This window comes from Nocardia lijiangensis NBRC 108240 (assembly GCF_001613045.1).
Lineage (GTDB): Bacteria > Actinomycetota > Actinomycetes > Mycobacteriales > Mycobacteriaceae > Nocardia > Nocardia lijiangensis.
On record NZ_BDBP01000042.1, the window covers coordinates 25,665 to 50,659 of the forward strand.

At 66.5% G+C, this 24,995-nt stretch carries 26 protein-coding genes and 1 pseudogene; 18 read left to right on the forward strand and 9 right to left on the reverse strand.

The window, feature by feature from the left end:
• Positions 1-448: 448 nt before the first annotated feature.
• From NL1_RS16745 to NL1_RS16760, 4 genes are read left to right on the forward strand one after another with little or no spacing between them, the layout of a single operon-like run.
• Positions 449-718: an acyl carrier protein gene (locus tag NL1_RS16745; RefSeq protein ID WP_067840425.1), complete on the forward strand. Its 270-nt coding sequence runs from the start codon at positions 449-451 to the stop codon at positions 716-718.
• A 19-nt stretch (positions 719-737) separates the two neighbouring features.
• Positions 738-1,757 (forward strand): ketoacyl-ACP synthase III family protein, encoded by a 1,020-nt coding sequence (locus tag NL1_RS16750; protein ID WP_067840427.1) that lies wholly within the window; start codon positions 738-740, stop codon positions 1,755-1,757.
• Entirely contained in the window at positions 1,757-2,887 is a 1,131-nt protein-coding gene (locus NL1_RS16755) for an acyl-CoA dehydrogenase family protein (RefSeq protein ID WP_067840429.1), read from the forward strand. Before NL1_RS16750 ends, NL1_RS16755 begins: the two co-directional genes overlap by 1 nt.
• On the forward strand, positions 2,884-4,335 hold the full coding sequence (locus tag NL1_RS16760) for an AMP-binding protein (protein WP_218024434.1): 1,452 nt from the start codon (positions 2,884-2,886) through the stop codon (positions 4,333-4,335). The genes NL1_RS16755 and NL1_RS16760 overlap by 4 nt, the downstream gene beginning before the upstream one ends.
• Here NL1_RS16760 and NL1_RS36635 read toward each other — a convergent pair.
• Both NL1_RS36635 and NL1_RS16765 read right to left on the reverse strand, forming a co-directional pair.
• The gene (locus NL1_RS36635; protein ID WP_218024435.1) at positions 4,233-4,676 is read right to left on the reverse strand and encodes an SDR family oxidoreductase; all 444 of its coding nucleotides are present in this window, start codon (positions 4,674-4,676) and stop codon (positions 4,233-4,235) included. The genes NL1_RS16760 and NL1_RS36635 overlap by 103 nt on opposite strands.
• Positions 4,677-4,682: 6 nt before the next feature.
• The gene (locus NL1_RS16765; RefSeq protein ID WP_067840431.1) at positions 4,683-5,366 is read right to left on the reverse strand and encodes an SDR family NAD(P)-dependent oxidoreductase; all 684 of its coding nucleotides are present in this window, start codon (positions 5,364-5,366) and stop codon (positions 4,683-4,685) included.
• Between the two features lie 300 nt (positions 5,367-5,666).
• On the opposite strand from NL1_RS16765, the gene NL1_RS16770 reads away from it, so the two are divergent.
• From NL1_RS16770 to NL1_RS39545, 3 genes and pseudogenes are all read left to right on the forward strand, one after another.
• Positions 5,667-6,560 carry a helix-turn-helix domain-containing protein gene (locus NL1_RS16770; RefSeq protein WP_067840505.1) on the forward strand — a complete coding sequence of 298 codons (894 nt, stop codon included), beginning with the start codon at positions 5,667-5,669 and terminating at the stop codon, positions 6,558-6,560.
• A pseudogene (locus NL1_RS40245) lies at positions 6,557-6,682 on the forward strand (NAD(P)-binding domain-containing protein); the annotation flags it as partial. The gene NL1_RS16770 and the pseudogene NL1_RS40245, both read left to right, overlap by 4 nt.
• 22 nt (positions 6,683-6,704) lie before the next feature.
• Positions 6,705-6,998 (forward strand): NAD(P)-binding domain-containing protein, encoded by a 294-nt coding sequence (locus NL1_RS39545; RefSeq protein ID WP_245673328.1) that lies wholly within the window; start codon positions 6,705-6,707, stop codon positions 6,996-6,998.
• A gap of 7 nt (positions 6,999-7,005) precedes the next feature.
• Here the strand turns inward: NL1_RS39545 and NL1_RS16780 are convergent, their stop codons facing one another.
• A complete protein-coding gene (locus NL1_RS16780) occupies positions 7,006-8,043 on the reverse strand; it encodes a helix-turn-helix transcriptional regulator (RefSeq protein WP_084510673.1) in 1,038 nt (345 codons plus the stop codon).
• Positions 8,044-8,235: 192 nt separating this feature from the next.
• On the opposite strand from NL1_RS16780, the gene NL1_RS16785 reads away from it, so the two are divergent.
• Both NL1_RS16785 and NL1_RS38170 read left to right on the forward strand, forming a co-directional pair.
• Positions 8,236-9,135 (forward strand): MBL fold metallo-hydrolase, encoded by a 900-nt coding sequence (locus NL1_RS16785; RefSeq protein WP_067840433.1) that lies wholly within the window; start codon positions 8,236-8,238, stop codon positions 9,133-9,135.
• A gap of 161 nt (positions 9,136-9,296) precedes the next feature.
• Positions 9,297-9,572: a hypothetical protein gene (locus NL1_RS38170; protein WP_067840434.1), complete on the forward strand. Its 276-nt coding sequence runs from the start codon at positions 9,297-9,299 to the stop codon at positions 9,570-9,572.
• A 376-nt stretch (positions 9,573-9,948) separates the two neighbouring features.
• Here the strand turns inward: NL1_RS38170 and NL1_RS16795 are convergent, their stop codons facing one another.
• From NL1_RS16795 to NL1_RS16805, 3 genes are all read right to left on the reverse strand, one after another.
• Positions 9,949-10,872, reverse strand: coding sequence for an SDR family oxidoreductase (locus NL1_RS16795; protein WP_067840507.1), 924 nt, complete (start codon positions 10,870-10,872; stop codon positions 9,949-9,951).
• 199 nt (positions 10,873-11,071) lie between these two features.
• Positions 11,072-12,586 (reverse strand): glycerol kinase GlpK, encoded by a 1,515-nt coding sequence (gene glpK / locus NL1_RS16800; protein WP_067840436.1) that lies wholly within the window; start codon positions 12,584-12,586, stop codon positions 11,072-11,074.
• 48 nt (positions 12,587-12,634) lie between these two features.
• Positions 12,635-13,399, reverse strand: coding sequence for an IclR family transcriptional regulator (locus tag NL1_RS16805; RefSeq protein ID WP_067840438.1), 765 nt, complete (start codon positions 13,397-13,399; stop codon positions 12,635-12,637).
• 259 nt (positions 13,400-13,658) lie between these two features.
• On the opposite strand from NL1_RS16805, the gene NL1_RS16810 reads away from it, so the two are divergent.
• Genes NL1_RS16810 through NL1_RS37640 form a run of 3 tightly spaced genes read left to right on the forward strand, consistent with a single transcriptional unit; the run spans position 13,659 to position 16,259 of the window.
• The gene (locus tag NL1_RS16810; protein WP_067840440.1) at positions 13,659-14,474 is read left to right on the forward strand and encodes an MIP/aquaporin family protein; all 816 of its coding nucleotides are present in this window, start codon (positions 13,659-13,661) and stop codon (positions 14,472-14,474) included.
• Positions 14,475-14,510: 36 nt separating this feature from the next.
• Positions 14,511-16,031 (forward strand): glycerol kinase GlpK, encoded by a 1,521-nt coding sequence (gene glpK, locus NL1_RS16815; protein WP_067840442.1) that lies wholly within the window; start codon positions 14,511-14,513, stop codon positions 16,029-16,031.
• Between the two features lie 51 nt (positions 16,032-16,082).
• Complete coding sequence (locus NL1_RS37640; protein WP_156094891.1) at positions 16,083-16,259, forward strand: hypothetical protein; 177 nt, start codon at positions 16,083-16,085, stop codon at positions 16,257-16,259.
• 278 nt (positions 16,260-16,537) lie between these two features.
• Here NL1_RS37640 and NL1_RS16820 read toward each other — a convergent pair whose 3' ends face one another.
• Positions 16,538-17,992: an NsdA family TPR-like regulatory protein gene (locus tag NL1_RS16820; RefSeq protein WP_067840444.1), complete on the reverse strand. Its 1,455-nt coding sequence runs from the start codon at positions 17,990-17,992 to the stop codon at positions 16,538-16,540.
• Positions 17,993-18,196: 204 nt separating this feature from the next.
• Between NL1_RS16820 and NL1_RS16825 the strand changes: the two genes are divergently transcribed.
• Positions 18,197-18,832: a flavin reductase family protein gene (locus NL1_RS16825; protein WP_067840508.1), complete on the forward strand. Its 636-nt coding sequence runs from the start codon at positions 18,197-18,199 to the stop codon at positions 18,830-18,832.
• A 122-nt stretch (positions 18,833-18,954) separates the two neighbouring features.
• On the opposite strand, the gene NL1_RS16830 is transcribed toward NL1_RS16825, so the two are convergent.
• Positions 18,955-19,854 (reverse strand): AraC family transcriptional regulator, encoded by a 900-nt coding sequence (locus NL1_RS16830; protein ID WP_067840446.1) that lies wholly within the window; start codon positions 19,852-19,854, stop codon positions 18,955-18,957.
• 93 nt (positions 19,855-19,947) lie between these two features.
• On the opposite strand from NL1_RS16830, the gene NL1_RS16835 reads away from it, so the two are divergent.
• Positions 19,948-20,493 carry a carboxymuconolactone decarboxylase family protein gene (locus tag NL1_RS16835; RefSeq protein WP_067840447.1) on the forward strand — a complete coding sequence of 182 codons (546 nt, stop codon included), beginning with the start codon at positions 19,948-19,950 and terminating at the stop codon, positions 20,491-20,493.
• A 48-nt stretch (positions 20,494-20,541) separates the two neighbouring features.
• Here the strand turns inward: NL1_RS16835 and NL1_RS16840 are convergent, their stop codons facing one another.
• Positions 20,542-20,748, reverse strand: a complete 207-nt coding sequence (locus tag NL1_RS16840; RefSeq protein WP_067840449.1) for a hypothetical protein — start codon at positions 20,746-20,748, stop codon at positions 20,542-20,544.
• Positions 20,749-20,904: 156 nt separating this feature from the next.
• On the opposite strand from NL1_RS16840, the gene NL1_RS16845 reads away from it, so the two are divergent.
• The 4 genes from NL1_RS16845 to NL1_RS37645 all read left to right on the forward strand — a co-directional run bounded on the left by NL1_RS16845 (position 20,905) and on the right by NL1_RS37645 (position 24,899).
• Positions 20,905-21,588, forward strand: a complete 684-nt coding sequence (locus NL1_RS16845) for a maleylpyruvate isomerase N-terminal domain-containing protein (RefSeq protein WP_067840510.1) — start codon at positions 20,905-20,907, stop codon at positions 21,586-21,588.
• A gap of 844 nt (positions 21,589-22,432) precedes the next feature.
• A complete protein-coding gene (locus NL1_RS16850) occupies positions 22,433-23,215 on the forward strand; it encodes an alpha/beta hydrolase (protein WP_218024438.1) in 783 nt (260 codons plus the stop codon).
• 224 nt (positions 23,216-23,439) lie between these two features.
• Positions 23,440-23,859, forward strand: a complete 420-nt coding sequence (locus NL1_RS16855) for an AMP-binding enzyme (protein ID WP_067840451.1) — start codon at positions 23,440-23,442, stop codon at positions 23,857-23,859.
• Between the two features lie 317 nt (positions 23,860-24,176).
• Entirely contained in the window at positions 24,177-24,899 is a 723-nt protein-coding gene (locus tag NL1_RS37645) for a hypothetical protein (RefSeq protein WP_156094893.1), read from the forward strand.
• Positions 24,900-24,995 lie beyond the last annotated feature (96 nt).

A 24,995-nucleotide genomic window follows, 5' to 3' on the forward strand; every position in this document is an offset into this window, starting at 1 on the left:
CCGCAGCCTGCCCCTGAAACTTATGCGCCTCCGCTATCGAATTCGCGGTGACGACAACACCTTCGGATCAGCAACCCGACATCGGCGCAATCCACACCACAACGACGATCCCGAATCACCTCGCACACCAAGCGATCTCGCCGCGAAGGTTGTCGCCCTGCGCCGCCTTGCGACTCCTCCGTAGCCAACTTACACTTCGTCACCAACATAGAACATGTTCCATTTGGCTTCCAGTTCCATCGGCGGGTCGACTCGTCCGGGGCGATGCGATCGGCTACCGACGGACCGCAATCTACACATGTATTCACCGGTCGGACAATCTATTTCGGGACGCGACGGACTTGCCCGATCGGATCGCGCAGGGCATGCTCTGTGACGCGGGGCCGCAGTGGAACCGGTGTCTGAAGCAGGCCGATGTACCCCACGAAAGGAGCATCCGATCACCGCTATGCGAGATTCTGACGTCGGCGATCTGCTCGCCGAACTGACCGAGTACGTCAGTACCGAACTCCTCGGTCCCGGCGAAGCCGACGGCCTGACCAGCAGCACTCCGCTAGTGGAATGGGGCGTGCTCAACTCGATCAAGATGGCGCGGCTGGTGGCGCACATCCGAAATCACCTCGGCGTGCGCATTCCACCGGCCGAGGTGACCGCAGCGAACTTCCGCGATCTATCCAGCATCGCCGGGCTGGTCGGCGCGCTGCGCAGTCCATCCTGAAACGGCAGAGAGCGATTCCGTGATACCCGAGAACATCTTCGTCAAAGGCATCGGCACCTATCGGCCCGAGGTGGTCGGCGTCGACACGGCCATCGCGCAGGGTCTGTATTCCGCTGAGCAGGCGGAACAGACCGGCTTACTGGGCGCCACCGTCTCCACCGACCTCTCTGCGCCCGAAATGGCGCTGATGGCGAGCGGTCAGGCCCTCGAACGCGCGAGCACCTCCGCCGAACAGGTGGACATGCTCCTCTACGCCGACGCCTTCCGTGCCGGCCCCGAAGGCTGGCTCCCCCATGCCTATCTGCAAAAACGACTCGTCGGCGGCCGGGCCTTCGCGGCCGGGATCCGGCAGGGGTGTAATGGCGTGCTCGGCGCGCTCGAACTCGCGGCGGGATACCTGCAAGGCTCGGCCGACCATGCGGTCGCACTCATTGCGGCGGGCGACAACTTCACCTCCGCCGATGTGGACCGGTGGCAATGCGGTAGACCGCACATGCTGCTTGCCGATGGCGGTGCGGCGGTAGTGCTGGCCAAGGAGGGCTTCGCCCGGCTGGCCGCGATCGGCTCGCTGGCGCTACCCGAGTTCGAGGAAATGCACCGCGGCACCCAGCCGCTGCTGCCGGCGAGCAGGCAGCTCGACTTCACAGACCGGCTGATCGAATTCGAGGGCACCGAGAATGCCGAGGGCTTCTGGATGGGCTATCTCACCGCCGCACCGAAACTGATGGAGCAACTGCTCCAGGACGCCGGGATCGCGGCCGGTGACCTCACCCGGGTCTTCATGCAGCACGCTTCCCGTGACTTCGTCGAGAACGGGCTACTGAACCTGATCGAGGTCCCGCTGGACCGCTCGACGTGGGATTTCGGCAGGCGCATCGGCCATGCCGGCCCCAGCGACTACTTGATGTCCTTCGATCACGTCCTCACCACGGGCGAGGTAGGCCCTGGTGACTATGTGCTCGCCTTCGGCGTGGCACCCGGATTCAGTTTGGCCGGAGCCATTTTCCACATCGTGGACCGGCCCGGCTGGGTAGCTTGATGGAGTTCGGCTGGTCCGAGGATCAGCGGCACCGCTACGAACAGACACTGGCCGCAACCCTCGACGCATTCCCCGGCGGCAACAGTCCGGCCTTCGATCGCGAGAACTGGTGCACCGCAGGAAAACTCGGCCTACTCGGCGCGAGCCTGCCGGTCGAATACGGCGGACAGGACCTCGGCGCACTCGACACGGCGTTGGTGTTCGAGGCGTTCGGGCGCGGCTGCCTGGACACCGGCCTGGTGTTCGCCGCCGCGGCCCATCTGTTCGCCTGTGCGATGCCGATCGCCGAGTTCGGCTCTGCGACGCTGCGCGATCGGGTGCTGCGCGCACTGGCCTGCGGTGATCTCGTCGCGGGTAACGCGATGACCGAAGCGGATGCCGGCTCGGATGTGGCGGCCATGAGCACCTCCGCCGAACGGGTCGATGGCGGCTATCTGCTCAGCGGGACAAAGACATTCGTCAGCAACGGCCCCGTTGCCGATGTCTTCGTCACGTACGCGGTGACCGATCCGGCAGCCGGACCGTTCGCCACGACCGCATTCGTGGTCGATGCGACCGTGCCGGGGGTCGAGATCGGCACGCCGCTGGACAAACTCGGGATGGACGGCTGCGCCGCGTCCGCCGTCACCTTCGACCGCGCTCCAGTGCCCGACGACGCCGTGCTCGGCGCACCGGGTCAGGGCGCGATGGTCTTCCAGCACTCCATGAGCTGGGAACGGGCCTGCCTGTTCGCGCTCTACCTCGGCGTGCAGGACCGGCTGATCGAGCAAAGCGTCCGACACGTCCGGGCGCGCAAGCAATTCGGCAAGCGGCTCGCCGAATTCCAGTCGGTGTCCAATCGGATCGTCGACATGAAGCTGCGAGTCGAGAGTGCCCGGCTGCTGCTGTACCGGACCTGCTGGGCGCATGACGCGGGTGAGCCGACGGTGCTGTTCGCCGCCCTGTCCAAACTCGCCACCTCCGAGGCCGCGCTGGCCGGTGCCACCGATGCGATCCAACTATTCGGCTACCGCGGCTATCTGCGCGACCAGGGCATCGAGGCGGCGCTGCGAGATGCCGTCGGCGGCACCATCTTTTCCGGAACCTCCGACATCCAACGTCAGCTGATCGCTATCGAGATGGGGTTGTGACGGCCGTGCCTCTTGCCGAGTTGGTCATCGCCGCGGCCGCACGCACACCGGCGGCGCCCGCCGTGCACTGCGGCCCGGTCACGGTCAGCTACCGCGAGTTGGATGACATGGCCCGGGGCTACACCGCGGCGCTGGTCGAGCTAGGTGTCGCGCCGGGTGATCGCGTGCTGATCTGGGCAGAGAAGAGCGTCGAGGTCATCGCGGTGATGCAGGCCGCACTGCGTATCGGCGCCATCTATGTCCCACTCGCCCCGGCCAACCCGGCGGCCAGGGTCGAACTGATCGCAGACTCCTGCTCGGCGACACTGCTCGTCACCGATGCCGCGCGAGCCAGCCGAATCTCCTCGCCTCGCACGAGATCTGTCGAGTTTGCCGCGCTGCGCACGAACGCACCCGCCGCCGAGTGTCACCGGCCCGACCTCGACGATCCGGCGTACATCCTGTTCACCTCCGGTTCCACCGGGGCACCCAAGGGAGTGTGCCTCAGCCACCGCAACGCACTGGCCTTCGTCGAGTGGGCGGTCGCCGCGACCGGACTGGTCGCTGCGGACCGGCTGGCCAATCACGCGCCATTCAACTTCGATCTGTCGGTCTTCGATCTCTACGGCGCGTTCCGCACCGGCGCCGCCGTCGATCTGATCACCAGCGATCAGGCCTATGCGGCCGACGTATTGGTCGAGTTCCTGTGCGATCGCGCCATCACGGTCTGGTACTCGGTGCCCTCGGCGCTACAGCTGATGATGCGGTACGGCGCGCTGCTCCACCGTGCCGAACCACAGTTGTTGCGCACGTGCGTGTTCGCCGGTGAGCCTTTTCCGATCGCCGACCTGCTCTCGCTGCGCACCGCGTGGCCCAACGTCAGGATGTTCAACTGGTACGGCCCGACCGAGACCAATGTCTGCGCCTCATACGAGGTCACGGCACGCGATCTCACTCGCGAACGCGCGGTTCCCATCGGCGTCGCGGCCTCCCGCGCCCAGCTGACGCTGGATCCGGCGGATGAGGGCGAAATCGTGGTGGACGGCCCCACCGTGATGCTGGGCTACTGGGGCCTGCCCCCGCACCGCGGCCCCTACCGAACCGGCGATCTGGCGCGCAACAACGATGCCGGGCAGCTCGAATACATCGGTCGCCGCGACGCCATGGTCAAGGTGCGCGGGCACCGGCTGGAACTGGGCGACGTCGAGTCGGTATTGCTGGCGCATCCGGCGGTCGCCGCGGTGGCCGCCACGGTGCTCGGCACCGGCCTCGACGCCCGGCTGCACGCGGTGGTTGTCCCACATGACTCTGACGCCCCGCCGACACTGCTCGCACTCAAGGCACATTGCGCCGCCCAACTCCCGACCTACCTGCTCATCGACTCACTGTCCCTCGTCGACGAGCTGCCGAGAACGGCCAACGGAAAGCTCGATCGGACCGAACTCGCTGCCGCACAGGGGTTGCCGTAGCATTCGCCGAAATCGGGCGGATAGTGCGTCACGAACGTGGACGGCATCGCAAAGCCGCGGTGGCACCGAGCAGTGTCCTGGCTCGACGATCTCGACTTCGAACGTCCGGGTCGCCGATGCGTCCGACCGGCACGACGTCGGCGAAGCTGTTGACCAATGCCGCCTGCTGGTCCTCGGGCACGAGCCCGAGAAGCGCGGGGGGTCAACGTAGGTCCAGGGCTCAGGACGTTGACGCGGAAGTCGTGTTCCTTGGTGTTGCGTGTCCAGCTGCGCGCGAAGTTGCGTAGCGCTGCCTTCGTTGCCCCGTACACCTCGAGTCCGATGTGTCGGTCGTGTGGCACCGGGGCTCACCAGGGCACGACGCCCGTCTCGTCCTGGAACGTCCCGGTGGGTCCGTCCGGGCCGAGTGTCGCCATGCGAACGACGACGCGCGCACTGTCCTCGGGCGGTCGCCCGACTCCGAACGCCGCGGTCAAATCCGTTGCCGCGGTTCCCGGTTCGACGGCATTGAACTTGATGCCCGGCTGGGACTTGGCGTACTGCACCGTAAGCATGGTTGCGGCGGTCTTCGACGCCGAATAGAGCGCGAGAGGCAGATTGAATTCCGGACGCTCCGGATTGTTCACTGCCCAGAACGATCCGGCGCTGCTGGATACGGTCACAACGGCGGGATCGGCCGACTTACGAAGCAGCGGCAGGGCCGCCTCGATTACCCGTACGACGCCCGCCGCGTTCGTATCGAACGCGCGCAGAGCCGCCGGTCCGTCGAGTTCGGTGACCAGGATGCCTGCATTGTTCACCAGAACATCGAGATGACCCTCAGCCTGGTCGATCACCACGAGTGCGTCGCGCACCGACGTGTCATCGGTGACGTCGAGTTGCACGAAGCGCGCACCGAGGATCTCGGCTGCTCTCTCCCCTCGCGAGGCATCACGTGCGCCGATGTACACGACGTGGCCGAGGTCGAGAAGCTGCTTGGCGGTCTCGAATCCAATGCCCTTATTGGCGCCGGTGATCAGAGTGACAGTCATGAATATTCCTTTCAAAGTCTGCGATGGGGGTGTTCAGGCGGTGAGTTGGCGCTGCAAGGCGTCCGCGTCGTGCAGCGCCGACATGTGCAGGAACTTGCCGTCGCGGATCGTGTAGATGGCGAACTCGGTGAGTTCGATCGGCTTTCCAGTGGGTGCGACTCCGAGGGATACAGGGACTGCGGCGATCGCCGCTGACTTCGAAAGCTATGCGCGGCTCTTGGGCATCGGCCAGGGTCCCGTCGTACCCAGGGTGTCGCAGGACCCCCTCTGGCAGGACCACAGCGACTTATGTTGGTGGACATGAGTGAGTCGACGAATGCCCTCGGTGCGTATCTGCGCGCCCGGCGTGAACTGGTGACGCCGCAGCAGGCCGGTATTCCCGACGGCGGTGTGCGACGCACGCCGGGATTGCGGCGAGAAGAGGTTGCGATGCTTGCCGGCATCAGCGCCGACTACTACCTTCGCCTGGAACGAGGACGTGACCGCAACCCGTCGCTGCAGGTGCTCGAGGCGATCGCACGCGTCCTGCAACTCGACGACGAACACCTGGCCCACCTGATGACGCTGGTGGCGGAGGTTCCGCGCCGGCGCAAGCGTCGCGCACGCACGGCGACACCGCCACCCGGTGCGCTGAAACTCCTGCACTCGCTGGTACAGCCTGCATTCATCGAGGATCGGTACTTCGACATCGTCGCCTCGAACAATCTCGCACGGGCGCTCTCACCTGGCCTCAGGGTGGGAGGTAATCAGCTTCGAGGCATGTTCCTGGACCCCGCCGAGCAGGCTCTGTATCCGGAATGGGAATCGGTCACGGAATGCTTCATCGCGAATCTGCGCCAGGCCGTGGGCAGCGGCGTCGACGATCAACGGTTCATCGAGCTCACCGGGGAACTGTCTCTCGCGAGCCCGCGGTTCCGCCAGCTCTGGGCCCGGCACGAAGTTCGAGGGCAGCGCGGGGTGCCCATCCTGATCGAACACCCCCAGGTCGGAGAGATGACACTCAACCGTGAACGGCTGGCCATCAGCGGGACCGACGACCTGATGCTGGTCGTGTACCACCCGGACGCCGGATCCAGCAATGCCGACAAGCTGTCGATGCTGGCCTCCGTGGGGCTACCTGCAGCCCGGCCGGACCAGGCAGCAGATCCAGAGCGGACAGCAGGCCCAGCGCACACTGCGGCGAGGCACCTGTGACCACCATCGGAATAATCGGCGCAGGCGAAGTCGGAAGCCAGATCGCCCGCGCAGCCATCGCTCAGGGATACACCGTCGTCATCGCCAACTCGCGTGGACCGGAAATACTCGGGGACCTAGTCTCCGATCTCGGGCCGGCGGCCCGTGCCGCACGCGCTGCGGACGCCGCATCAGCGGCCGAGCCTGCTCCGATTCGCGCGCCCGACCGACGCGCCCGACCGGATGGCGTTGGCCGTCTCCAGCGACTATCCCGAAGCCGTCGAGCTCGTCACCAGGCTGTACGACGAGTTCGGATTCGACACCGTCGACAACAGCCCACTACGCGAATCATGGCGCTCCACACCCGGAACAGCAATGTGGAACTTCCATGACACAGGCCAGAACCGTGACGAGCTCACCTATAACCTCGCCCGAGCGCACCGTGTGAGCCCTGCATGACGCAAGTTCACCGCCGCGTGCGAGTCCTGGCCATGGCGCACACCTCCCCCGATATCGTTGCGCCCGAGCCCGGCCCGGCGACCTCGTCCGAGATATCGGATTCACCGGGCGCACTGGGCTTTCCGGCTGCAGCGGTGGGCGCAGAGTGCCGATTGTCGGCAAGGCGTGCGAGCGGCTCGGCTGGTTGAGTCGAATGGGTCAGGATGGCCAGTGCTGATGCCGACGGGGAATCGGGTGGGGCTGTGCAGGTGACGAGGGTCTGGTCGGGGTGTTCGACCGAGCTCAGTGTTTGTTGGGTGATGGTGAGGTCCCCGATCAGCGGGTGGTGCAGCTGGTAGTGGGCGGTCGCGCATGCCTGGACCCTCTGGTCGTTCCAGAGGGTGCCGAATTCCGGGCTGGCCATGGTGAGGCTGCCGATGAGCGACGCCAGTGCTGGGTCGTCGGGGTGGGCGCCTGCGATAAGCCGCAGGTTGCCGACGACTGCGCGGGCCTTGCGCGGCCAATCGGCATAGAGGGCGCGGGTGTCGGGGTCGAGGAACACCATCCGGGTCATGTTCGGTCTGCGACCGGGGACCGCCGGGCAGCCGGGGTCGAGATTCGGGGCGAGCAGGGCGTGGCCGAGAGAATTCCAGGCGAGCACATCGCTGCGGCGACCGAGCACGAGCGAAGGCACCGATGGCATGGCGTTGAGCAGCTCGAGCAGAGCTGGGTCAGCGTGCTCGATGGGTGCCGGGCGCGTGTGGCGGCGGCGGCCTGCGGACTCGGCCAGTGCGTGCAGGTGTCGTCGTTCGGTGGCGGTCAACGCGAGTGCGGCGGCGATAGCGTCGAGGACCTCCGGGGAGGCGTTGCGGGATTGACCCTGTTCGAGCCGGGCGTAGTAGGACGGGCTGACCCCTGCCAGGAGGGTCAACTCCTCGCGGCGCAGTCCCGGAACACGGCGACGTTCGCCGTAGGGCGTGAGCCCCACCTGCTCGGGTCGCACCCTGGCCCGGCACGCCTTGAGGAACGCCCCGAGCTGTCCGGACTGGTCTTCGCGGTCGCTCATCACGTCATTGTCGCTGCCGGATGCAGAGTTGTCCTGACCCTGACGGGGTGTGGACACCGTTGACGCACCCGCGCCAGCGGCACCTTCGCAGGGTGTGGTTACCGACGTCGGGCACTTGAAAACTCAGTGGCACGGCCCACGAGCCGTCCGGCGCCCGGTCACGGCGTCGGGAACACGTAGCGAAGGAACCTGATGAATGAGATTGTGCTCGGTGATGTCACCGTGTCGCGGGTCGAGGAAATGCACGGGCCAGTAGGCATGACGCCCGACCAGTTCTTCCCCGGCTCACCCGACCAGCATTGGGACGAGCAGCGGCAGATGCTGGTTCCGGATCACCTCGACCCGGTCGACAACATCGTTCAGGTCGCGATGCAGACCTGGGCGCTGCGCAGCGAAGGCCGGATCATCTTGGTGGACACCGGCATCGGCAACGGCAAGACCCGCCCGGCGGTCGAAGCCTGGGACCACCTCGACCTGGGGTATTTGGCCAATCTCGCCGCGGCAGGCATCGCGCCCGAGGACGTGAACCTGGTGATCAACACCCACCTGCATGTCGATCACGTCGGCTGGAACACCCGCCTCGTGGACGGGCAGTGGGTGCCGACATTCCCCAACGCCACCTACCTGATGCCGCGTGCGGACTACGAGCACTGGAATCCGGCCAACAACCCGAACATCACGGGCGGTGTCAACGAGAACGTGTTCGAGGACAGCGTCGCACCGGTCCACGCCGCAGGCCAGGTGCAGCTCTGGGAGACCGAATACGTCGTGGACGCGAATCTCACGTTACGAGCGGCACCGGGGCATACTCCCGGTTCGAGCGTGCTGGTGTTGACGTCGGGCAGCGACAAAGCACTGTTCGCGGGAGACCTGGTGCACACGCCCCTGCAGATCGCTCACCCCGAACACAACAGCTGCTTCTGCGAGGACCCCGCCGCCGCGAGGGCGACCCGACTTCGGCTGCTGGGTTGGGCGGCCGACCACACCGCGTTGGTGTTGCCCGCACACTTCAGCGGACACAGCGCCCTCGAAATCGTCCGCGACGCCAGCACGTTCGCGATCAAGAACTGGGCTCCGCTGCCCGCCTACTGACCGAAGTGGCGCCGCCCCGCACCCGCGCGGGGCGGCGCTGCACCCCCTCGTACTACCCAGATCAAGGCGCTCTCACGGCACGTCCGAACAGGCCTGCAGCCTCGGGTGCGGCGATCGCGGCGGCGGTGAGCATCGCGGTGTTCGGGGCCGGTAGCCGAGCCATGGCCGACAGTCACTCGGCGGCGGGCAAACGCACCTACGCCTACGCGTTCGGCTGGCGCTCGCCCGCACTTGCCAGGCAACTCGGCGCCACCCACATCGTCGAGCTGCCCTTCGTCTTCGACAACCTGCTGCCCACCTTCCAGGGCGCGGACGGGCTACTCGGCACGCCTGCTCCTGCCGCGCTGGCCGCCCGAGTGCATCGCGCCTGGGTCGACAAAACACCCACTGATGTTCTACGAAATTCGGCGATACCAGGTACAGCCGGGCCGCCGTGACGAGGGGTTCGATACTTGGCCGAAGTGATCATCCCATTCGACACGGCATGCGCCGCCTGCTGGCCGCCGAGCCGGGGCAGAGCTGGCAGCACGATGGGAGGCGGCCAGTCTGAACCAGCCCGGCCGGGCCGTCGCCGATCCGGCCGGCGGCGATGCCAATTGGCGCAGCCGACTCACCCGGGCTGCCGGGATCGCCTTCGCCATGTGGCTGATCCAGCCAACCGAGGAGGCCCCGCGGGCGACCAGCCCTCCGCAGTACATCGGGCCTGGCCGTTGTTGCCGGACATGGGTGTCCTGCTGGCCTGGGTCCCGCAGACCTTGCAGGACGCGAGGGTCCGCGGGCGCGGGGAACGAGCGGGATGGAACTGGAGCGGGCTCAGGGGGTGATGGTGGCCGGGACGTCGAAGTAGTGACCTTGGCCGAGGTCGTCGATGAGGCCGGGCTGGACGGGTTTCCAGCCGAGGAGGTCCCGGGTCAGCGTGCTCGAGGACGGGTTGTCGGCCGTGGCGTGGGCGCTGAGGAAGCCGAAGTGGTCGTCGGCCTGCGTCGCCGGGATGCTGACCACGGGCACGTTCAGCCCGCGGCCGATGGCCTCGGCAATCTCTCGGAAGGGGATCCCCTGGTCATCGACGGCGTGCAGCCGTGATCCCGCTGGCGCCGATTCCAGCGCCAGCCGGTACAGGCGGGCCGCGTCGAGGGTGTGCACGGCGGGCCAGCGGTTGGCCCCGTCGCCGACGTAGGCGGCGACGCCCTTGGACCGGGTGATGGAGATCAAGGTCGGGATGAAGCCGTTGTGGTCGAGCGTGCTGTGCACGGTCGGAGCAAGCCGGACGACAGACGAGCGGATGCCGCGCTGCGCGAGTGCGACCACCGCGTTCTCGGCATCGATCCGTGGCCCCGCGGCGATCACGTCCGCTTCGGTGGCGGCGTCTCCCAGCCCCGCGAAGGCGAGCAGCATGGTTCCCGACGTGGTCACCAGAGGCTTGCCGGTGCCGGCGAGCGCGTCCCCGAGCGTGTCGATGGCGCGCAGATCCGCTGTCACCGCGCTGTCGAAGTCGCCGGCGAACATGGCGTCGTGCTTGAAGGCCAGGTGGATGACGCCGTCGACCGCGGCGGCGGCCGCGGCGAGGCCGTCGAGATCGTCGAGGTCGCCTCGGTGCACCTGGGCACCGGCAGCCGTCAAGGCGGCGGCGGACTTGTCCGAGCGGGCGAGGCCGACGACTTGGTGTCCCGCTTCGAGGAGTTCGGGGACGACGGCGGAGCCGACGTGTCCGGAGGCTCCGGTGACGAATACGCGCACGGTGCGCCCTTTCTGCTGCGGCAACCCCACCCGAGGCGGGGCACCTGATGTCAGTTCGTGACATCACCGTAGCATTGATGTCAGACCCTGTCATCACTTTGATGTCAGATTCTGTCATCGGTGAAGCCGGATGAGTGCGACGCCAACCCAGGTGCCCGACACAAGCCCGCCGCGGTGCGTGCCCGCGGACGACACGCTTCTACCGAGCACGCGGTTTCGATCGCACCCAGCCGAAGGTCAGTTCCACCGCGCGCCTCCACTTCTCGTACTCGTCCTCGCGATGCGTGGGGTCCATTCGCGGAAGCCATTGGGCGGCAAGGCGCCAATTGTTGCGCAGTCCCTCCAGATCCGGCCAGTAACCGACAGCGAGGCCGGCGGCATACGCCGCACCCAGCGAGACGGTCTCGGCGACCAACGGACGCATGACGGGTACATCGAGTACGTCGGCCACGATCTGCATGAGCAGGTTGTTCGACGTCATGCCGCCGTCCACGCGCAGGGCGGCGGCCTGCAGGCCGGAGTCGGCGTTCATCGCCTCGACCACGTCGCGGGTCTGCCACGCGGTGGCCTCCAGCACGGCGCGGGCGATGTGCCCCTTGGTGATGTAGGAGGTCAGTCCGGCAATCAGGCCGCGGGCGTCGCTGCGCCAATGCGGCGCATACAGCCCGGAGAACGCGGGCACCACATAGCAGCCGCCGTTGTCTTCGACGGTGCGCGCGAGCGTTTCGATCTCCGGCGCGCTGGTGACCAGGCCGATGTTGTCCCGCACCCACTGCACGAGCGAGCCGGTGACCGCGATCGGTCCCTCCAACGCGTACACCGGCTCGGGGCCGATCTGGTAGCCGATCGTGGTGAGCAGGCCGTGCTCGGACCGCACCAGATCGCGTCCGGTGTTCATCATGAGGAACCCGCCGGTGCCGTAAGTGCACTTGGTTTCCCCACGCGCGAAACAGGTTTGGCCGAACAGCGCGGCGTGCTGGTCGCCCAGCGCGGCGGCGATCGGGATGCCCGGCACCACCCGGCGGGTTACGCCGTAGGACGCGATGGAGCGCTGGATGTGCGGCAGCATCGCCGCGGGAATGCCGAAGAACGCCAGCAGTTCGTCGTCCCAGGTGAGGGTGCTGAGGTTCATCAGCAAGGTGCGGCTGGCGTTGGTGACATCGGTGAGGTGCAGCCCGCCGTCGACCCCGCCGGTGAGATTCCAGATCAGCCAGGTCTCCATGGTGCCGAACAGCACCTCGCCGCGCTCGGCGCGCTCGCGCAGACCCGGGACGGCGTCCAGCATCCACCGCAGCCGCGGCGCCGCGAAGTAAGTGGCCAGCGGCACGCCGCACAGCTCGCGGATCCGGTCCGCACCCGGACGTTCGCGCAGCTCGCCGACCAACTCCTCGGTGCGCACGTCCTGCCAGACGATGGCGCGCCCGATCGGCATCCCGGTGCGGCGGTCCCACACCACGGTGGTCTCGCGCTGATTGGCGATGCCGAGCGCGACGATCTGGTTGGCGGCCACGCCGGAATCCCGCATCGCCTGCGGCACGATCCGCTCGACGTTGCGCCAGATCTCCAGCGCGTCCTGCTCGGCCCATCCCGGGCGCGAATAGTGCTGCTGGTGCGGGCGCTGCGCGACGCCGATCAAGCGGGCGCGCTGGTCGAACAGGATGCAGCGGGTCGAGGTGGTGCCCTGATCGATGGACAGCACGTAACGTTGCGTCATCGGCGGCCGCCTCCAGTCGAAGTCCGCCAGTCAAAGGCCTGCCGGAACTCAGTGCGGCGCACCGAGATCCCTCGAGACCGCCCGTGCGGCGTCGAGGACGTAACCGACCAGCGCCGGCCGGTGCCGCAACTGTGCGTCGCACAGTCGATCCACCCGGCCGGTGATGCCGATGGCGCCGACCACGAGACCGCCGGGCGCCCGGATCGGCGCGGCGATACCCGCCTCGCCCGACCGGAATTCTTCGGTGTCGCCTGCCCATCCGGCCTGCCGCACCACGGCCAGCGCCCTGGCCAGCGCGGCTCGGTCGACGAGAGTGCGGTGTGTGAGCGGAGCCAGTTCGCTTCCGCGTACCGTGGCGGCCAGGTCGGTGTCGTAGGCCAGCAGGACCTTGCCCAGAGCAGTGGCGTGCGGGGGCAGGAGTTCGCCGAGCTCGAGCGCCTGCTCGGTGTGGTCCGGCCGGAACACGTGGTGGACCACCACCACCGCGCCGCCGACCGGGGCGCCGATCCGCACCGACTCTCCGGTGCGCGCCGCAAGGGCGTCGGCCCAGTTGATCGCCCGGGAGCGCAGCTCGTTTGCGTCGAGATAGCTGGTGCCCAGATGCAGCAGCGCGGCGCCGAGCTGGTATTTGCCGGTTGCCGGGTCCTGCTCAACGAAACCGACGCCCTGCAACGTGCGCAGAATGCCGTGCGCGGTCGGCTTGGCGAGATCGAGCGCACCCGCGATGTCGCCGATGCCGAGACGACCGGATCCACGGGCCAGCAGCCGCAGTACGGCCGCCGCTCGCTCGATTGATTGGATCGGACCTGGCATGTCGGGAAACCTCTCCGGCGAGTGGTGATTCGACAATGTCGAACCTTCGGTAATACCTGGGCTACATCATTGAAACCCAGTGTGAGCTGCGCCATACATCCTCCTAGCGTGTCGGACGGTAGTGGCGCCGCGGTCTGGCAACCAGCCGAGCCATTCGGCATTGTCGAATACGAGCTATGTCCGACTCGGAAATCCCCCCGTAATTTCCGTTCACGCACGGTCGCGCCCGCGACCTGCGGGGCGAAACGGAGGCTCAACGATGAACTTCGGCTCAATCTTCCTCAGCGAAGCACTCGGTACAGGAGTACTGCTGCTGCTCGGGGTCGGTGTGGTCGCGAACGTACTGCTGGCCAAGTCCAAAGGACAGGACGGCGGCTGGCTACTGATCAACTTTGGATGGGGGTTCGCGGTGCTGGCCGGCGTTTATGTCGCCTACAAGACCGGCGGCCACCTCAATCCTGCGGTCACCATCGGCATCTTGTTCAGCGGTGCCGACGAGTACGCCTCCGGTATCGCCATCTCGGGCGCCACGACGCTCGCCTATCTGAGCGGTCAGCTGGCCGGCGCGTTCCTCGGCGCGACCGTTGCCTACCTGGCCTACAAGCGCCACTTCGACGAGGAGACCGACGAGGAGAAGAAGCTCGCGGTGTTCGCCACCGGCCCCGCAATCCGCGCCTTCCGCTGGAACTTCGCCACCGAGGTGATCGGCACGTTCACCCTGGTCCTGGTGATCCTCGCGTTCGGACACACCCCCAGTGGACTCGGCCCGGTCGCGGCGGCGTTCCTCGTCGTCGGCATCGGCGCGTCGCTCGGCGGCCCGACCGGATACGCCATCAACCCGGCTCGCGACCTCGGTCCGCGCATCGCGCACGCACTCCTGCCGGTCAGCCAGCCCGTGCCGGCCGATGAGGCCCGGGTTCCGGTGGGTGTCGGCGCCCGCTCGTCGGTCGAGTCGCCCGACGTCAGCGCCGAACCGAGCCGCAAGAACTCCGACTGGGGTTATGCCTGGGTGCCGGTGCTCGGCCCGCTGGTCGGCGGCGCGCTCGCCGGTCTCGCTGCCCAGTTCCTGTTCTGAATCCATTTCCGACAGCAGTTTCTCGAAAGGACCGCGATGACCAAGTTCGTCGGCGCCATCGACCAAGGCACCACGAGCACCCGCTTCATGGTGTTCGACCACAGCGGCAACGAGGTTGCCCGCCACCAGCTCGAGCACGAGCAGATCCTGCCGCGCCCGGGGTGGGTGGAGCACAACCCGACCGAGATCTGGGAGCGCACCCGCGCGGTCATCCAGAGCACCCTCACCAAGGCCGATCTGGTGGCGAGCGATCTGGCCGCGGTCGGCGTCACCAACCAGCGCGAGACCACGGTGGTGTGGAACCGCAAGACCGGGCGGCCGTACTGCAACGCCATCGTGTGGCAGGACACCCGCACCGATCGCATCGCCTCCGACCTGGAGAAGGCCGGGCACGGTGACACCATCCGGCGCAAGTCGGGCCTGCCGCCGGCCACGTACTTCTCCGGCGGGAAGCTGCGCTGGATCCTGGACAACGTTCCGGGTGTGGCCGAGGACGCCGAGCGTGGCGACGCGCTCTTCGGCACCACCGACACCTGGTTGCTGTGGCAGCTCACCGGCGGCGTGGACGGCGGGGTACACGTCACCGATCCGACCAATGCCAGCCGCACCATGCTGATGAGTTTGGAGACGCTGGACTGGGACGACGAGCTGCTGTCGATCTTCGGCATCCCGCGCGCGATGCTGCCCGCCATCGCGCCCTCGTCCAACCCGGAGCTGTTCGGGACCACCCGCGCCGACGGTCCGTTCGGCGGTGCGGTGCCGCTGTCGGGTGTGCTCGGCGACCAGCAGGCGGCCACGGTGGGGCAGGTCTGCTTCCGTCCCGGCGAAGCCAAGAACACCTACGGCACCGGCAACTTCCTGCTGCTGAACACCGGAACCGAGATCGTGCGGTCGCAGCACGGACTGCTCACCACGGTCGCCTACCAGCTCGGCTCGGACAAGCCGGTGTACGCGTTGGAGGGTTCGATCGCGGTGACCGGCTCGGCGGTGCAGTGGCTGCGCGATCAGCTGGGCGTCATCTCCGGTGCGGCGCAGAGCGAATCGCTGGCCCGGCAGGCCGAGGACAACGGCGGGGTGTACTTCGTCCCGGCGTTCTCGGGACTGTTCGCGCCGTACTGGCGCTCGGACGCGCGCGGAGCCATCGTCGGCCTGTCGCGCTACAGCACCAACGCCCACCTGGCGCGGGCAACGCTGGAATCGATCTGCTACCAGTCCCGCGACGTCGTCGAGGCCATGCAGGCCGACTCCGGGGTGAAGCTCGACGTGCTGCGTGTGGACGGCGGCGTCACCGCCAACGAGCTGTGCATGCAGTTGCAGGCCGACTTCCTCGGTGTGCCGGTGTCGCGGCCGGTAGTCGCCGAGACCACCGCGCTGGGCGCCGCTTACGCGGCGGGGCTCGCCGTCGGCTTCTGGAACGACACCGACGAGCTCGAACAGAACTGGAACGAGGCCAAGCGCTGGACTCCCACCTGGTCGGAAGAGCAGCGCGAGCGCGGCTACGCGCGCTGGAAGAAGGCCGTCTCCCGCACTCTCGATTGGATCGACGTCGACGAATGAGGGGCGACGTCAGCCTACCCGAATAACACCGAAACAAGGAGAGATACCGCTGTGTCCGCACGATTGGACTCCGAGTACCGCGCCCGCGCGGTGAACTCAATCGGCGACACCGAGATCGATGTGCTCGTCATCGGCGGCGTGGTCGGCGCGGGCGCCGCCCTCGACGCCGCCGTGGGTCGACAGCAGGTAGTGGGAATATCCGTGCTGCGGAGATTTCGGCGTTGGTGAGAAACGACGACCACGCAGGGAGGTTGTTGCGGTCGGCTCGTGCGTAGAGGCCTTCGGAGAGGCTCTTTGTTCTCGGCTTGCGGCGCCAGTGCCTTGCGCATCGGCGGCGAGTCGAAGAACCCGGGCCCAGGCAGCCGCCTGAACCCTTCGGCTGATGCGCAGTACGCGCAGAGGCCACCCCCATGACCAGATGACAGCGATCCGCCGCACGAACGACACTGGTCTCCGCTCTTCTCACCGACCATGACGCTCCCACCCACCGAGACCGAGCCGGGCCTTCACCTGGTCCCACGGCCGCGCGTGCCGACCCTCGCTTCGGTGGGAAATTGCTGCGGATTGCGCAGGACCTGGCGCGTGCGGTCGTGCAGGCGTCGCAGCGAGGGCTCGCGATGATGGTGGTGGTGCGCGGCAGAGACGACGGCGGCGAGCTGGTGTGCGCAACGGGTGGAGCTGACCGTGTCGGTAAGCAGGCTCAGCGCCTCGTCGCCGTGGTGCAGGGCCAGTTCGAGATTGGGCTGTCGGGGGTGTAACCAAGCCGCGGTGAGCAGTGTGTGGCGCAACGCGGTCTCGCGTTGGTCGGTTTCGGGGCTAAGGGCAAGGGCTTGGGTCAGGTGATGGCGGGCTGGGTCGGTTTCGCCGAGGCGGAGGTGACAGAAGCCGGCCTGGGCGTGGGCTTGGGCGGGGTTGATCCAGTAACTCCAATCTGGCGAAACGCCGTTGTTGTCGAGGGCGTTGAACGCTGCGTCGAGGGCGGCGTGGCAGCGACGGCGGTCACGCGCGGTGGCGTAGGCCTCGGCGGTACGCAGGTGCAGGATCGCCGTGACGCGGGGGCTGGCGCCGCGGTATCCAGTAAGCGCGGTCTCCGCGAGCGTGACGGCTGTTGATCGGTGCGGGGCAACGTCTTTGGCTAGGCACGACATGAAACCCACGATGTTGGCGCCGAGCGCGCGGTCACCGCTGGCATCGGCGGCGTGCAGTGCCGCGATCCAACACCGTTGGGCCATCCCGTGATCGCCGCTCTCGAACGCAGTCCATCCGCGCAGTCGTGCCAGCTCAGCGGCGCTGGCGTAGAGCCGCTTCCCCGTGCTGTCGTCGTAGCTGCCGGCAGTCAGCAGCTCGATTACGGTACGCAGGTGGGCGTATAGCTGACTGGTGAGCGCGGCAGCACTGCCGCCATGGGAGTCGTCAACGCGGCGCAGGCCCGCGGTGATCGAGTCGATGACCTCCACCGCGCCAGCGTGCACGCGGAGGCTTCCGTGCCGGGTGAGGTCGCCGCCGGGCCGCTCCAGCAGCCACTGGTGGGCAGCGGCGGTGAGGTACCCACCCGCGAGGGTCAGGAATCCGCGACGGTCCATGACATCAGATTCGGCGAGAGCTTGCACCGCGCGCAAGACCGTTGGCGCGGTCCATGGTTCGTCCAGCTGTTCGACCGAATCGCCGACGATGCCACGAACTGCACCTTCCCTCGGTGCCACGCTACAGAGGTGGCCTTGCCAGTCGACGGTCTCGAGCAGTAGTGCGAACCGTTGTCGAATATCGGGGTCCGTGCTGTGCAGCGCAGTGTCGAGCAGGTCTCGGTTGTCTTTGTTGATTCTGCGTGTGGGATTCGCTCTCCAGCGAGCCACGGTCGTGGTCGCGACGCCGAGGTCTTCTCCGAATCGCTGGTTGGACTGGCCCATTGCTTGCCGGGGGAATTCGGCGTCCTGCGCGGTCCAGGGGCGTCCGATGATCACCGCTGCCTCTCAGATGCGTTGGGCGGTGGCCGATGACAGCCAGACAGTACGCCACCGGTATGCGATCGGTAGCGAATTGCGCGGGCATGCACCAGGTTTCATGGCGTCCGCTTCGGACATGGCAGCGGAAAATGCGACCCGGTCAACTACGCCGAGTCCGTTTACCGCCAGCACCCCACACCCGCGGACGGCATCGTGGGCAGCATGCATCGAGTGGTTGATCTCAAGGTTCTCTACTTCGGTACGCCCGTGGTATTGATCGGCACGCGAAACCCGGACGGGACGCCGAATCTGGCGCCGATGTCCTCGGCGTGGTGGCTAGGCGATCAATGCATGCTCGGGATGAATGCGGCGTCACAGACGACGCAGAACCTGCTCCGCGAGCGCGAGTGCGTGCTGAATCTGCCGTCCTCGGACTTCGTGGCGGCAGTGGATCGGCTGGCGCTGCTGACCGGTTCGCCGGTCATGACCCCGCACAAGATCGAGAAGGGATACCGGTACGAGCCGGACAAGTTCGCCGCTGCCGGCCTCACCCCTCTCCCGGGAGATGTCGTCGCGGCACCCCGTGTGGCCGAGTGCCCGATTCAGCTGGAATGTGAGCTGCTATCCGCCGAGCCGTTCGGCATCGATACCCAAGCGACCGCGCACACCGTGCGGATCATGCGCGCTCATGTGGCCGACGATCTGGTCATTCCCGGCACCCAGTACGTCGACCCGGTGGGATGGGATCCATTGATCATGAAGTTCTGCGAGTTCTTCGGCGACAGTACACAGTTGCACCCGTCCCGGCTGGCCGGAGCGTGGCGGATGCCGCATCCGGCGACCAGGCCGCTGAGCTGACCCGTCGAACGGGAGTGCCGGAACAAATCCGGCACTCCCAAGGTCGATCTGCGAATTTTCAACGGTAGGAGCATCATTGGTGGGCCGACTGTGGAGTGGCGGCGCCGACATCCGCTGCCGACTCAGAGTGCAGTAGCCAGCCATGCGCGCGGTGAGCATCCCAGCCTTTGTGTGAATGCCCGCGAGAACGCGGGAGGGTTGGCGTAGCCGAGTTCCGTGGCGGTGCGAGCAATTGAGGCACCGGCGCGAAGCCGATCCTGGGCGACCGTGATCCTCCATCCGGTCAGGTACTCGGCGGGTGGCTGGCCAACCATCTCTTTGAACCGGGCGGCGAAGGAACTGCGGGACATGCGTGCTTCTTGCGCCATTGCGGCGAGCGTCCAGGGTCGCCCAGGTGACTCGTGGATGGCGACGAGTGTACGGGCGAGGCGTTCATCGGTGAGCCCTGTCAGCAGGCCAGTGGGCAGGGCAAGCTCGTCGGCGTGGTCGAGAATCCAGCGGAAGAGCTGGATGAGGACGACTTCGAAGAGCCGATCGGCCAGCACTCGTTGGCCGCATCGCAGATTGTCGATCTCAGCGAACAGCAGATCGAGTGCTGGTTCGAGGGTGCTGACGGCGTCCAGTGGGAGCACGATCACGGGAGGGAGCGTGCGTACGAGGGGATGGGTCGGGCCGCCGTCGAAGTCGAGTGTTGCGCAGGCGAAGTCGGAGTCCTCGGTGGGTGCGTTGTGGAAGGCGTGTTCCAGCGGGCGTGGGTAGAACAGCAGGCTCGGCTTGTCGATCTGTCGCTTTTCCAGCCGACCGCTGACGCCTCGGTGTGTCACTTCCATCTCACCGTGTCGGAGCACGTGGAGGAAGCCTCGTCCCGGTTGTGCGTCGAAGGTCGTCACGCCACACAACGGTCCGGTATGGAACAGGCGGGTCCGCACCCGGAACCGTTCGAGCAGAGGCGAGAGCCGGTCGAGGGAGGACACGGATGAAGCATGCCGGACGATACGGTACGAATTCAAGATGATATGCATTAATTCGTCCAAGTGATCCTGACAGTCTGAGGATGCGTCGCCCGCCGGGAACCTGCGGGAGTCGTCATTGGAAGCACGACTGAAGGAATGCCCATGTCTCTTGTCCCCCTTGCCGAGCGTGAGTCCGCGACCGGAACCGTCGAGGACCAGCTCGATGAAATCCATGCCGCGTTCGGCACCGTGCCCGCGATGTTCCGAGCCGTCGCGAACTCGCCTGCCGCTCTGACGAGCATGTGGGCTTCGTTCCGCGCCTTCGGCGGCGGCGCTCTCGGGCCTGCGCTCGGCGAGCAGATCGCCGTGGCCGTCGCCAACCGCAACTCGTGCGAATATTGCCTGGCCGCGCACACCGCTCTCGGACGCAAAGCCGGGGTGAGCCGTGAGGCGCTGCAGGCCGCGCAGACCGGCCACTCCGATGACCCTCGCACGGCCGCACTCCTAGGCTTCGCGCTGAAACTGGTGGACAGGCGCGGCCAGGTCACGGCAGAGGAAGTGCAGGCGCTGCGTGATCAGGGCTGGAGCGATGAGCACATCGTCGAGGTGATCGGGCAGGTCGCGCTCAACCTGTTCACCAACTACATCAACATCGCTCTCGCAGTCCCGGTCGACTTCCCCACGGTCGGCCTGCGGCGGGCCGACTGATGTTCCACTTGGCGCCGACGTCGACCGGAAGTGCCCATCCCGCCGACGTCATGGCGCGATGACAGCCCTGATCAGTGCGGCGATCAGCTCGACGTGCCAAGGAGAGGCGCCGGCCTCGTAGATCGTTCCGCGGCGGGCGCGCATCCACTCGGACGTGCGCCCGCCGCCTCGGGAGTCGTAACCGGCCCGACCGCGCCAGCGGTCCGGGAGTCCCAACCGCCAGGAATCCCACATGATCTGAACCGCCGTCGCCACCCGCCGCGTTCCGTTCGAGGACCTCGGCATCCTCCGGCCGCCGTTCACCGACAAGGGGTTCGCGGGCGAAGATGAGAAGGGTGAACTGCCCAGTCGATAGTTGTGCGATGGCCAGGAACAATGTTGATCATGAACGCCGACCAGCCTCGCGCTGCCATGTCTGACACGACCGGTGAAGATGGTGTGCTGCAGGCTTTCCGCGCGGAGAGCTCTCGATTGTGCGAGGTGCTCGGGGAGCTGACCGAGGCGCAATTCGCCCTGGCGACTCCGTGCCCGCCATGGAATGTCGCCGAATTGGCGGTGCACATCACCTCCGCTGTTGCCCGTGTCCCCGCAGGGCTCGCCGCGTCCGCGCCACCTCGAGCGGATATCGCCGCCGCCGACTACTACCGGTCGGCGATCTTCGACGGTGCCGCCAATGCCGAGCGGGTGCGCATGGCCCAACGCGACGCCGCCGCTTATCCGAACCCGGCCGCGATCACCGCGGCATTCGACGACACTTGGCGACGAACCGACACGGCGATATCGGGGCAACCCGCCGATCGCCTGATCACCACCCGATGGGGCGACGGGATGCTGTTGAGCGAGTTCATGATCACCCGCGTTGTCGAACTGGTTCTGCACGGCCTCGACATGGCCATCGCACTCGGCGAGTCGGCATGGACTACACGCGAAGCCGCCGCGGTCGTGGGCGATTTCTTGCAGATCGAGCCCGCCGCTACCCATCTGGGTTGGGACCGCCGGACTGCGTTGGCCAAAGCCAGCGGCCGCGCCGCGCTGTCCACCAGAGAGTCAGCCGAACTCGCGCGCCTGAACATCACCTGGCAACGGTTCGGCTAGTTGTATGAGGTTGTGACGGGATCATTCGTTCAGCCACCGCTGGCGGTTTCGTCGTGTGCGAAGTGGTCGAGACCCCTTCTGAGCCAGCCTGGGATCTCGAGTCGTGGGATCGACAGCGTGAACGGACGCTCCGAAGTCCGCTCCGTAGTGAACACCTGGCCTGATGCTGCAGCGGCCGCGCATGAATAGGCCTGCACGGGAGCAGAACCAGCCGCCGGTGCGGTCGTCGTCTGCGCTGATTCTTCTCGCTCCAGCTATTGGCGCGATTGTGATGACAGACCCGCAAGCGCGAACCTTAGGCACCTGGATCGGTGCTCTCTTCATGGTTGTTGTGGTTGCTATCCCGGGGTCGCTGGTCGTGGGCGCGGTCATTGCGCGTGATCTGCGCAACGCCAAGATCAGACGCGGTCGTCCCAGAGCACACACCGTGTGGCAAGCCGGGTTCTACTGCCACCGCTGTGGCGTCGCGTACTGGCCCCATTCTCCCGCTCCGAATGTTCCGGCGAGGCAGCCCTTTACGCCCTCGCAGTTTCGCTGGTTCGTATGGAACGCCGGTGGCTACAACAATGTGTAACTCCGAGATTCTCGGGCCCAGGCGCCAGAGACTCCCCTAGTCGAGCAAGCCGAGTGGCGGACGTGCAGTATTCGAAGTTGCGATATTCACCTGGCACGGGCTCTCTTGTGCCGCAGTAACTTCACTCGCCGTGCTCACCGGCCGGTTCGGCAAGTTCGCGGCCACGAATCGCGTTGGCTGAGTCTGATCTTGAACTGCTATCCTGCTGTCAGCGTCGCGTGTCGGTGGCGGACTGCGTCAGGCATGGAGGCGTCGGAATGAAAGGTGGCCGTGGCCATCTCATCGAACGTGGACTCGATTGCTCCACGCGTATCGATCTACCCCGCTGACAAGGCGTTCGTCGGCCCGAGGCCGTCGGTATTGATCTTTCCCGGCGGCGGATTTCGGGAATTGACCGAGCACGAAGGCGAAGGCTACGCCCGATGGTTGTCGAGCATCGGCTGTCATGCTTTCGTGCTCGAGTACCGCCTACTGCCGCACCGCTTTCCCGCACCGCTGGAGGATGCCCGGGCGGGCCTCGAATATGTTCGCCACGGCGACCATGGTCTGTCGGTCGACGTCAACCGGGTCGGTGTCGCAGGTTCCAGCGCAGGCGGCCAGCTGGCCGGGCTGCTGATGGCCGGGCAGGTTCTGTCGATCGAAACGAAGATCGACGATCCGCCTCGGCCGGACTTCGCGATTCTGGCCTACCCGCTCGCAGACCTGGACCTGATTCCGGTCGGTGCCGTTGAGGCACTGCTCGGCGACCTCATGCCGCTGAAGGACGAGCTCTCGCCGGTCAAGCACCTGGACGAGCGCACCTGCCCCGCGTTCGTGTGGGCAACCGCGCAGGACCCGCCGGGGTTCCCGAACGCGTTGGCTTGGGCCGAATCGCTCGTCCGAATAGGCGTGCCGGTCGAGTTGCACATCTACCCGCACGGTTCACATGGTCTCGGTCTCGCCGACGGCGTCGAGTACGGCGCCCACGGCCGCGCACACCTGCCACACACCGCAACGTGGACGACAGCTTGCGAAGCGTGGCTGAAGGCCGAGGGCTTCCTCACAACGCCGTAGCACGACCGCCCGGATGCGGGTGAGCCAAATCTAGGCTCACCCGCATCCGGACGACGCCTCTCCGCGAGCACACGGTTCACCGACCACCGCGCGGAGTAAGACGATGCTCGACACCGCCGCCAATACCGGCGGCACCACAGGAACACCGAAACTGGCCGGTCGAACCCATCGCAACGAGGTCACCAACGCCTGGCAGGTCGCCGCCTCGTTCGTCTTCGCCGCCGATGACGCCATACTCGCCGCCCCTCCGCCTCGCCGGCCGCACGAAAGACCTCATCATCCGCGGCGGCCACAACATCGACCCCCAAGCGATCGAAGACGCGCTACTCACCCATCCAGCTGTCACCGCCGCCGCAGTGGTCGGCCAACCCGCTACCCATTCCGGGGAAGTGCCCGTCGCCTACGTGATGCTCACACCCGGCAGGAACGCCACCGCCGACGAACTCCGGGCCTGGGCCAGCCACCACGTGCCCGAGCGCGCCGCCGCACCCAAGATCGTCGAGATCATCGACGCGCTGCCGGTCACACCGGTCGGAAAGCCGTTCAAGAACGAACTCCGCCGCCGCGCAACCGAGCGAGCGCCCGCGAAGCCCTGCCCGCCGAGGCCACCGTCTTCGCCGCACTCGATGACGGAACTGTCGTAGTCACCGTCTCCGGAATCCCCGAATCGCAAGCGACACAACACCTCGCACCCTTCGCATTCACCTGGCACATGGCATGACGACCCTCGGCTGACCACTTTTGGTTGGACTGAGTAATGAGCTACCTGATCGCTATCGAACGAGTAGTCGGGTACGCGTGAGCTTCGGTTATCCGACAGGGCACACTCGAACCAGCCCAACGGAAGAAACTCGCGAAACGCGAGCTTGTTATGAGGACCGGATTCGAAGGCGCATGAATGCTTTGAATCGATGCCGGTCCACATGGTGTTGTCCGTCGATCCGATGGAAGAGGCCTCGTAATGTCCGAGGACGAACGATCAAAATCGCCAGGCCGCGAGCCCGACAGAGTCGAGGTCACCAACAGCCGACGTCTGTTCGATCAGTCCGTAACAGCATGGCTGATCGGGCAAGGCGTGCGCTACCTTAACGCAGCCGGCGAACAATGCGAACTGGCATACCGGTACGTGACCGAACTCCTACAGCGCTGCGACGCAGATCTTTTGGAAACCGCCAGAGATTTGATAGGGGCAGCGTCGGCAGGCGATGCGCCATTGCGCTGGTGTCTTCTCCGCATCCTGGGCGATTCGGCTGGTCCGCAAGCGGCAGAATATCTAGTCGGTGTGACGCTGGAACGCCTTCCCGAGAGCCCGCACGACGGATGCAAAGGGGCTCGTAACGCCGAGCTACTCGTACGCACGATGGCCGTGCATGCACTCGGCAGAATTGCTGGACGCCACCCGGAAGTGTGCAATCACCTTCTCAACATCGTGGGCCAACAGCCTGATCGCGCCATCCTGATCGAGGCGGTCAAAGTGGCGAGCGCACTGGGAATGAAGGAGAAGGTACGCGCAATGCTTCCGAAGGACGATCGCTGGGTGCTCGACATCCGGCAAGTGGCATACCAGAGCGTATCCGCCGAGCCCGAGCGTGAAGACGGCAAAGAACGCGGCTTCGCTCCCCCCAAGCGGGGTCCGCTATATACAGCGCCGCGAACTCCCCGATGTGCCTCAGAGGAGGGCTGAACGATGGCCAGCTGCACAGTGACGGTCCCAGACCTAGATGCCTCCGGCGACAACCTCTACGGTCCCCGCATTTGCTCGCAAGACTTTGTCGATTGG

Excerpts from the sequence above, each read along its gene's own strand:
- NL1_RS16755 (WP_067840429.1), top strand. The coding sequence starts at position 1,757 with ATGGAGTTCGGCTGGTCCGAGGATCAGCGGCACCGCTACGAACAGACA.
- NL1_RS16845 (WP_067840510.1), top strand. The coding sequence starts at position 20,905 with ATGTCTGACACGACCGGTGAAGATGGTGTGCTGCAGGCTTTCCGCGCG.
- NL1_RS16805 (WP_067840438.1), bottom strand. The coding sequence starts at position 13,399 with ATGCCAGGTCCGATCCAATCAATCGAGCGAGCGGCGGCCGTACTGCGG.
- NL1_RS16780 (WP_084510673.1), bottom strand. The coding sequence starts at position 8,043 with ATGAGCGACCGCGAAGACCAGTCCGGACAGCTCGGGGCGTTCCTCAAG.
- NL1_RS16825 (WP_067840508.1), top strand. The coding sequence starts at position 18,197 with ATGCATCGAGTGGTTGATCTCAAGGTTCTCTACTTCGGTACGCCCGTG.
- NL1_RS16830 (WP_067840446.1), bottom strand. The coding sequence starts at position 19,854 with ATGCATATCATCTTGAATTCGTACCGTATCGTCCGGCATGCTTCATCC.
- NL1_RS16745 (WP_067840425.1), top strand. The coding sequence starts at position 449 with ATGCGAGATTCTGACGTCGGCGATCTGCTCGCCGAACTGACCGAGTAC.
- NL1_RS38170 (WP_067840434.1), top strand. The coding sequence starts at position 9,297 with ATGGCCGACAGTCACTCGGCGGCGGGCAAACGCACCTACGCCTACGCG.
- glpK (WP_067840442.1), top strand. The coding sequence starts at position 14,511 with ATGACCAAGTTCGTCGGCGCCATCGACCAAGGCACCACGAGCACCCGC.
- NL1_RS37645 (WP_156094893.1), top strand. The coding sequence starts at position 24,177 with ATGTCCGAGGACGAACGATCAAAATCGCCAGGCCGCGAGCCCGACAGA.
- NL1_RS16770 (WP_067840505.1), top strand. The coding sequence starts at position 5,667 with ATGAGTGAGTCGACGAATGCCCTCGGTGCGTATCTGCGCGCCCGGCGT.
- NL1_RS16810 (WP_067840440.1), top strand. The coding sequence starts at position 13,659 with ATGAACTTCGGCTCAATCTTCCTCAGCGAAGCACTCGGTACAGGAGTA.
- NL1_RS16835 (WP_067840447.1), top strand. The coding sequence starts at position 19,948 with ATGTCTCTTGTCCCCCTTGCCGAGCGTGAGTCCGCGACCGGAACCGTC.
- glpK (WP_067840436.1), bottom strand. The coding sequence starts at position 12,586 with ATGACGCAACGTTACGTGCTGTCCATCGATCAGGGCACCACCTCGACC.
- NL1_RS16765 (WP_067840431.1), bottom strand. The coding sequence starts at position 5,366 with ATGACTGTCACTCTGATCACCGGCGCCAATAAGGGCATTGGATTCGAG.
- NL1_RS16785 (WP_067840433.1), top strand. The coding sequence starts at position 8,236 with ATGAATGAGATTGTGCTCGGTGATGTCACCGTGTCGCGGGTCGAGGAA.
- NL1_RS16855 (WP_067840451.1), top strand. The coding sequence starts at position 23,440 with ATGACGCCATACTCGCCGCCCCTCCGCCTCGCCGGCCGCACGAAAGAC.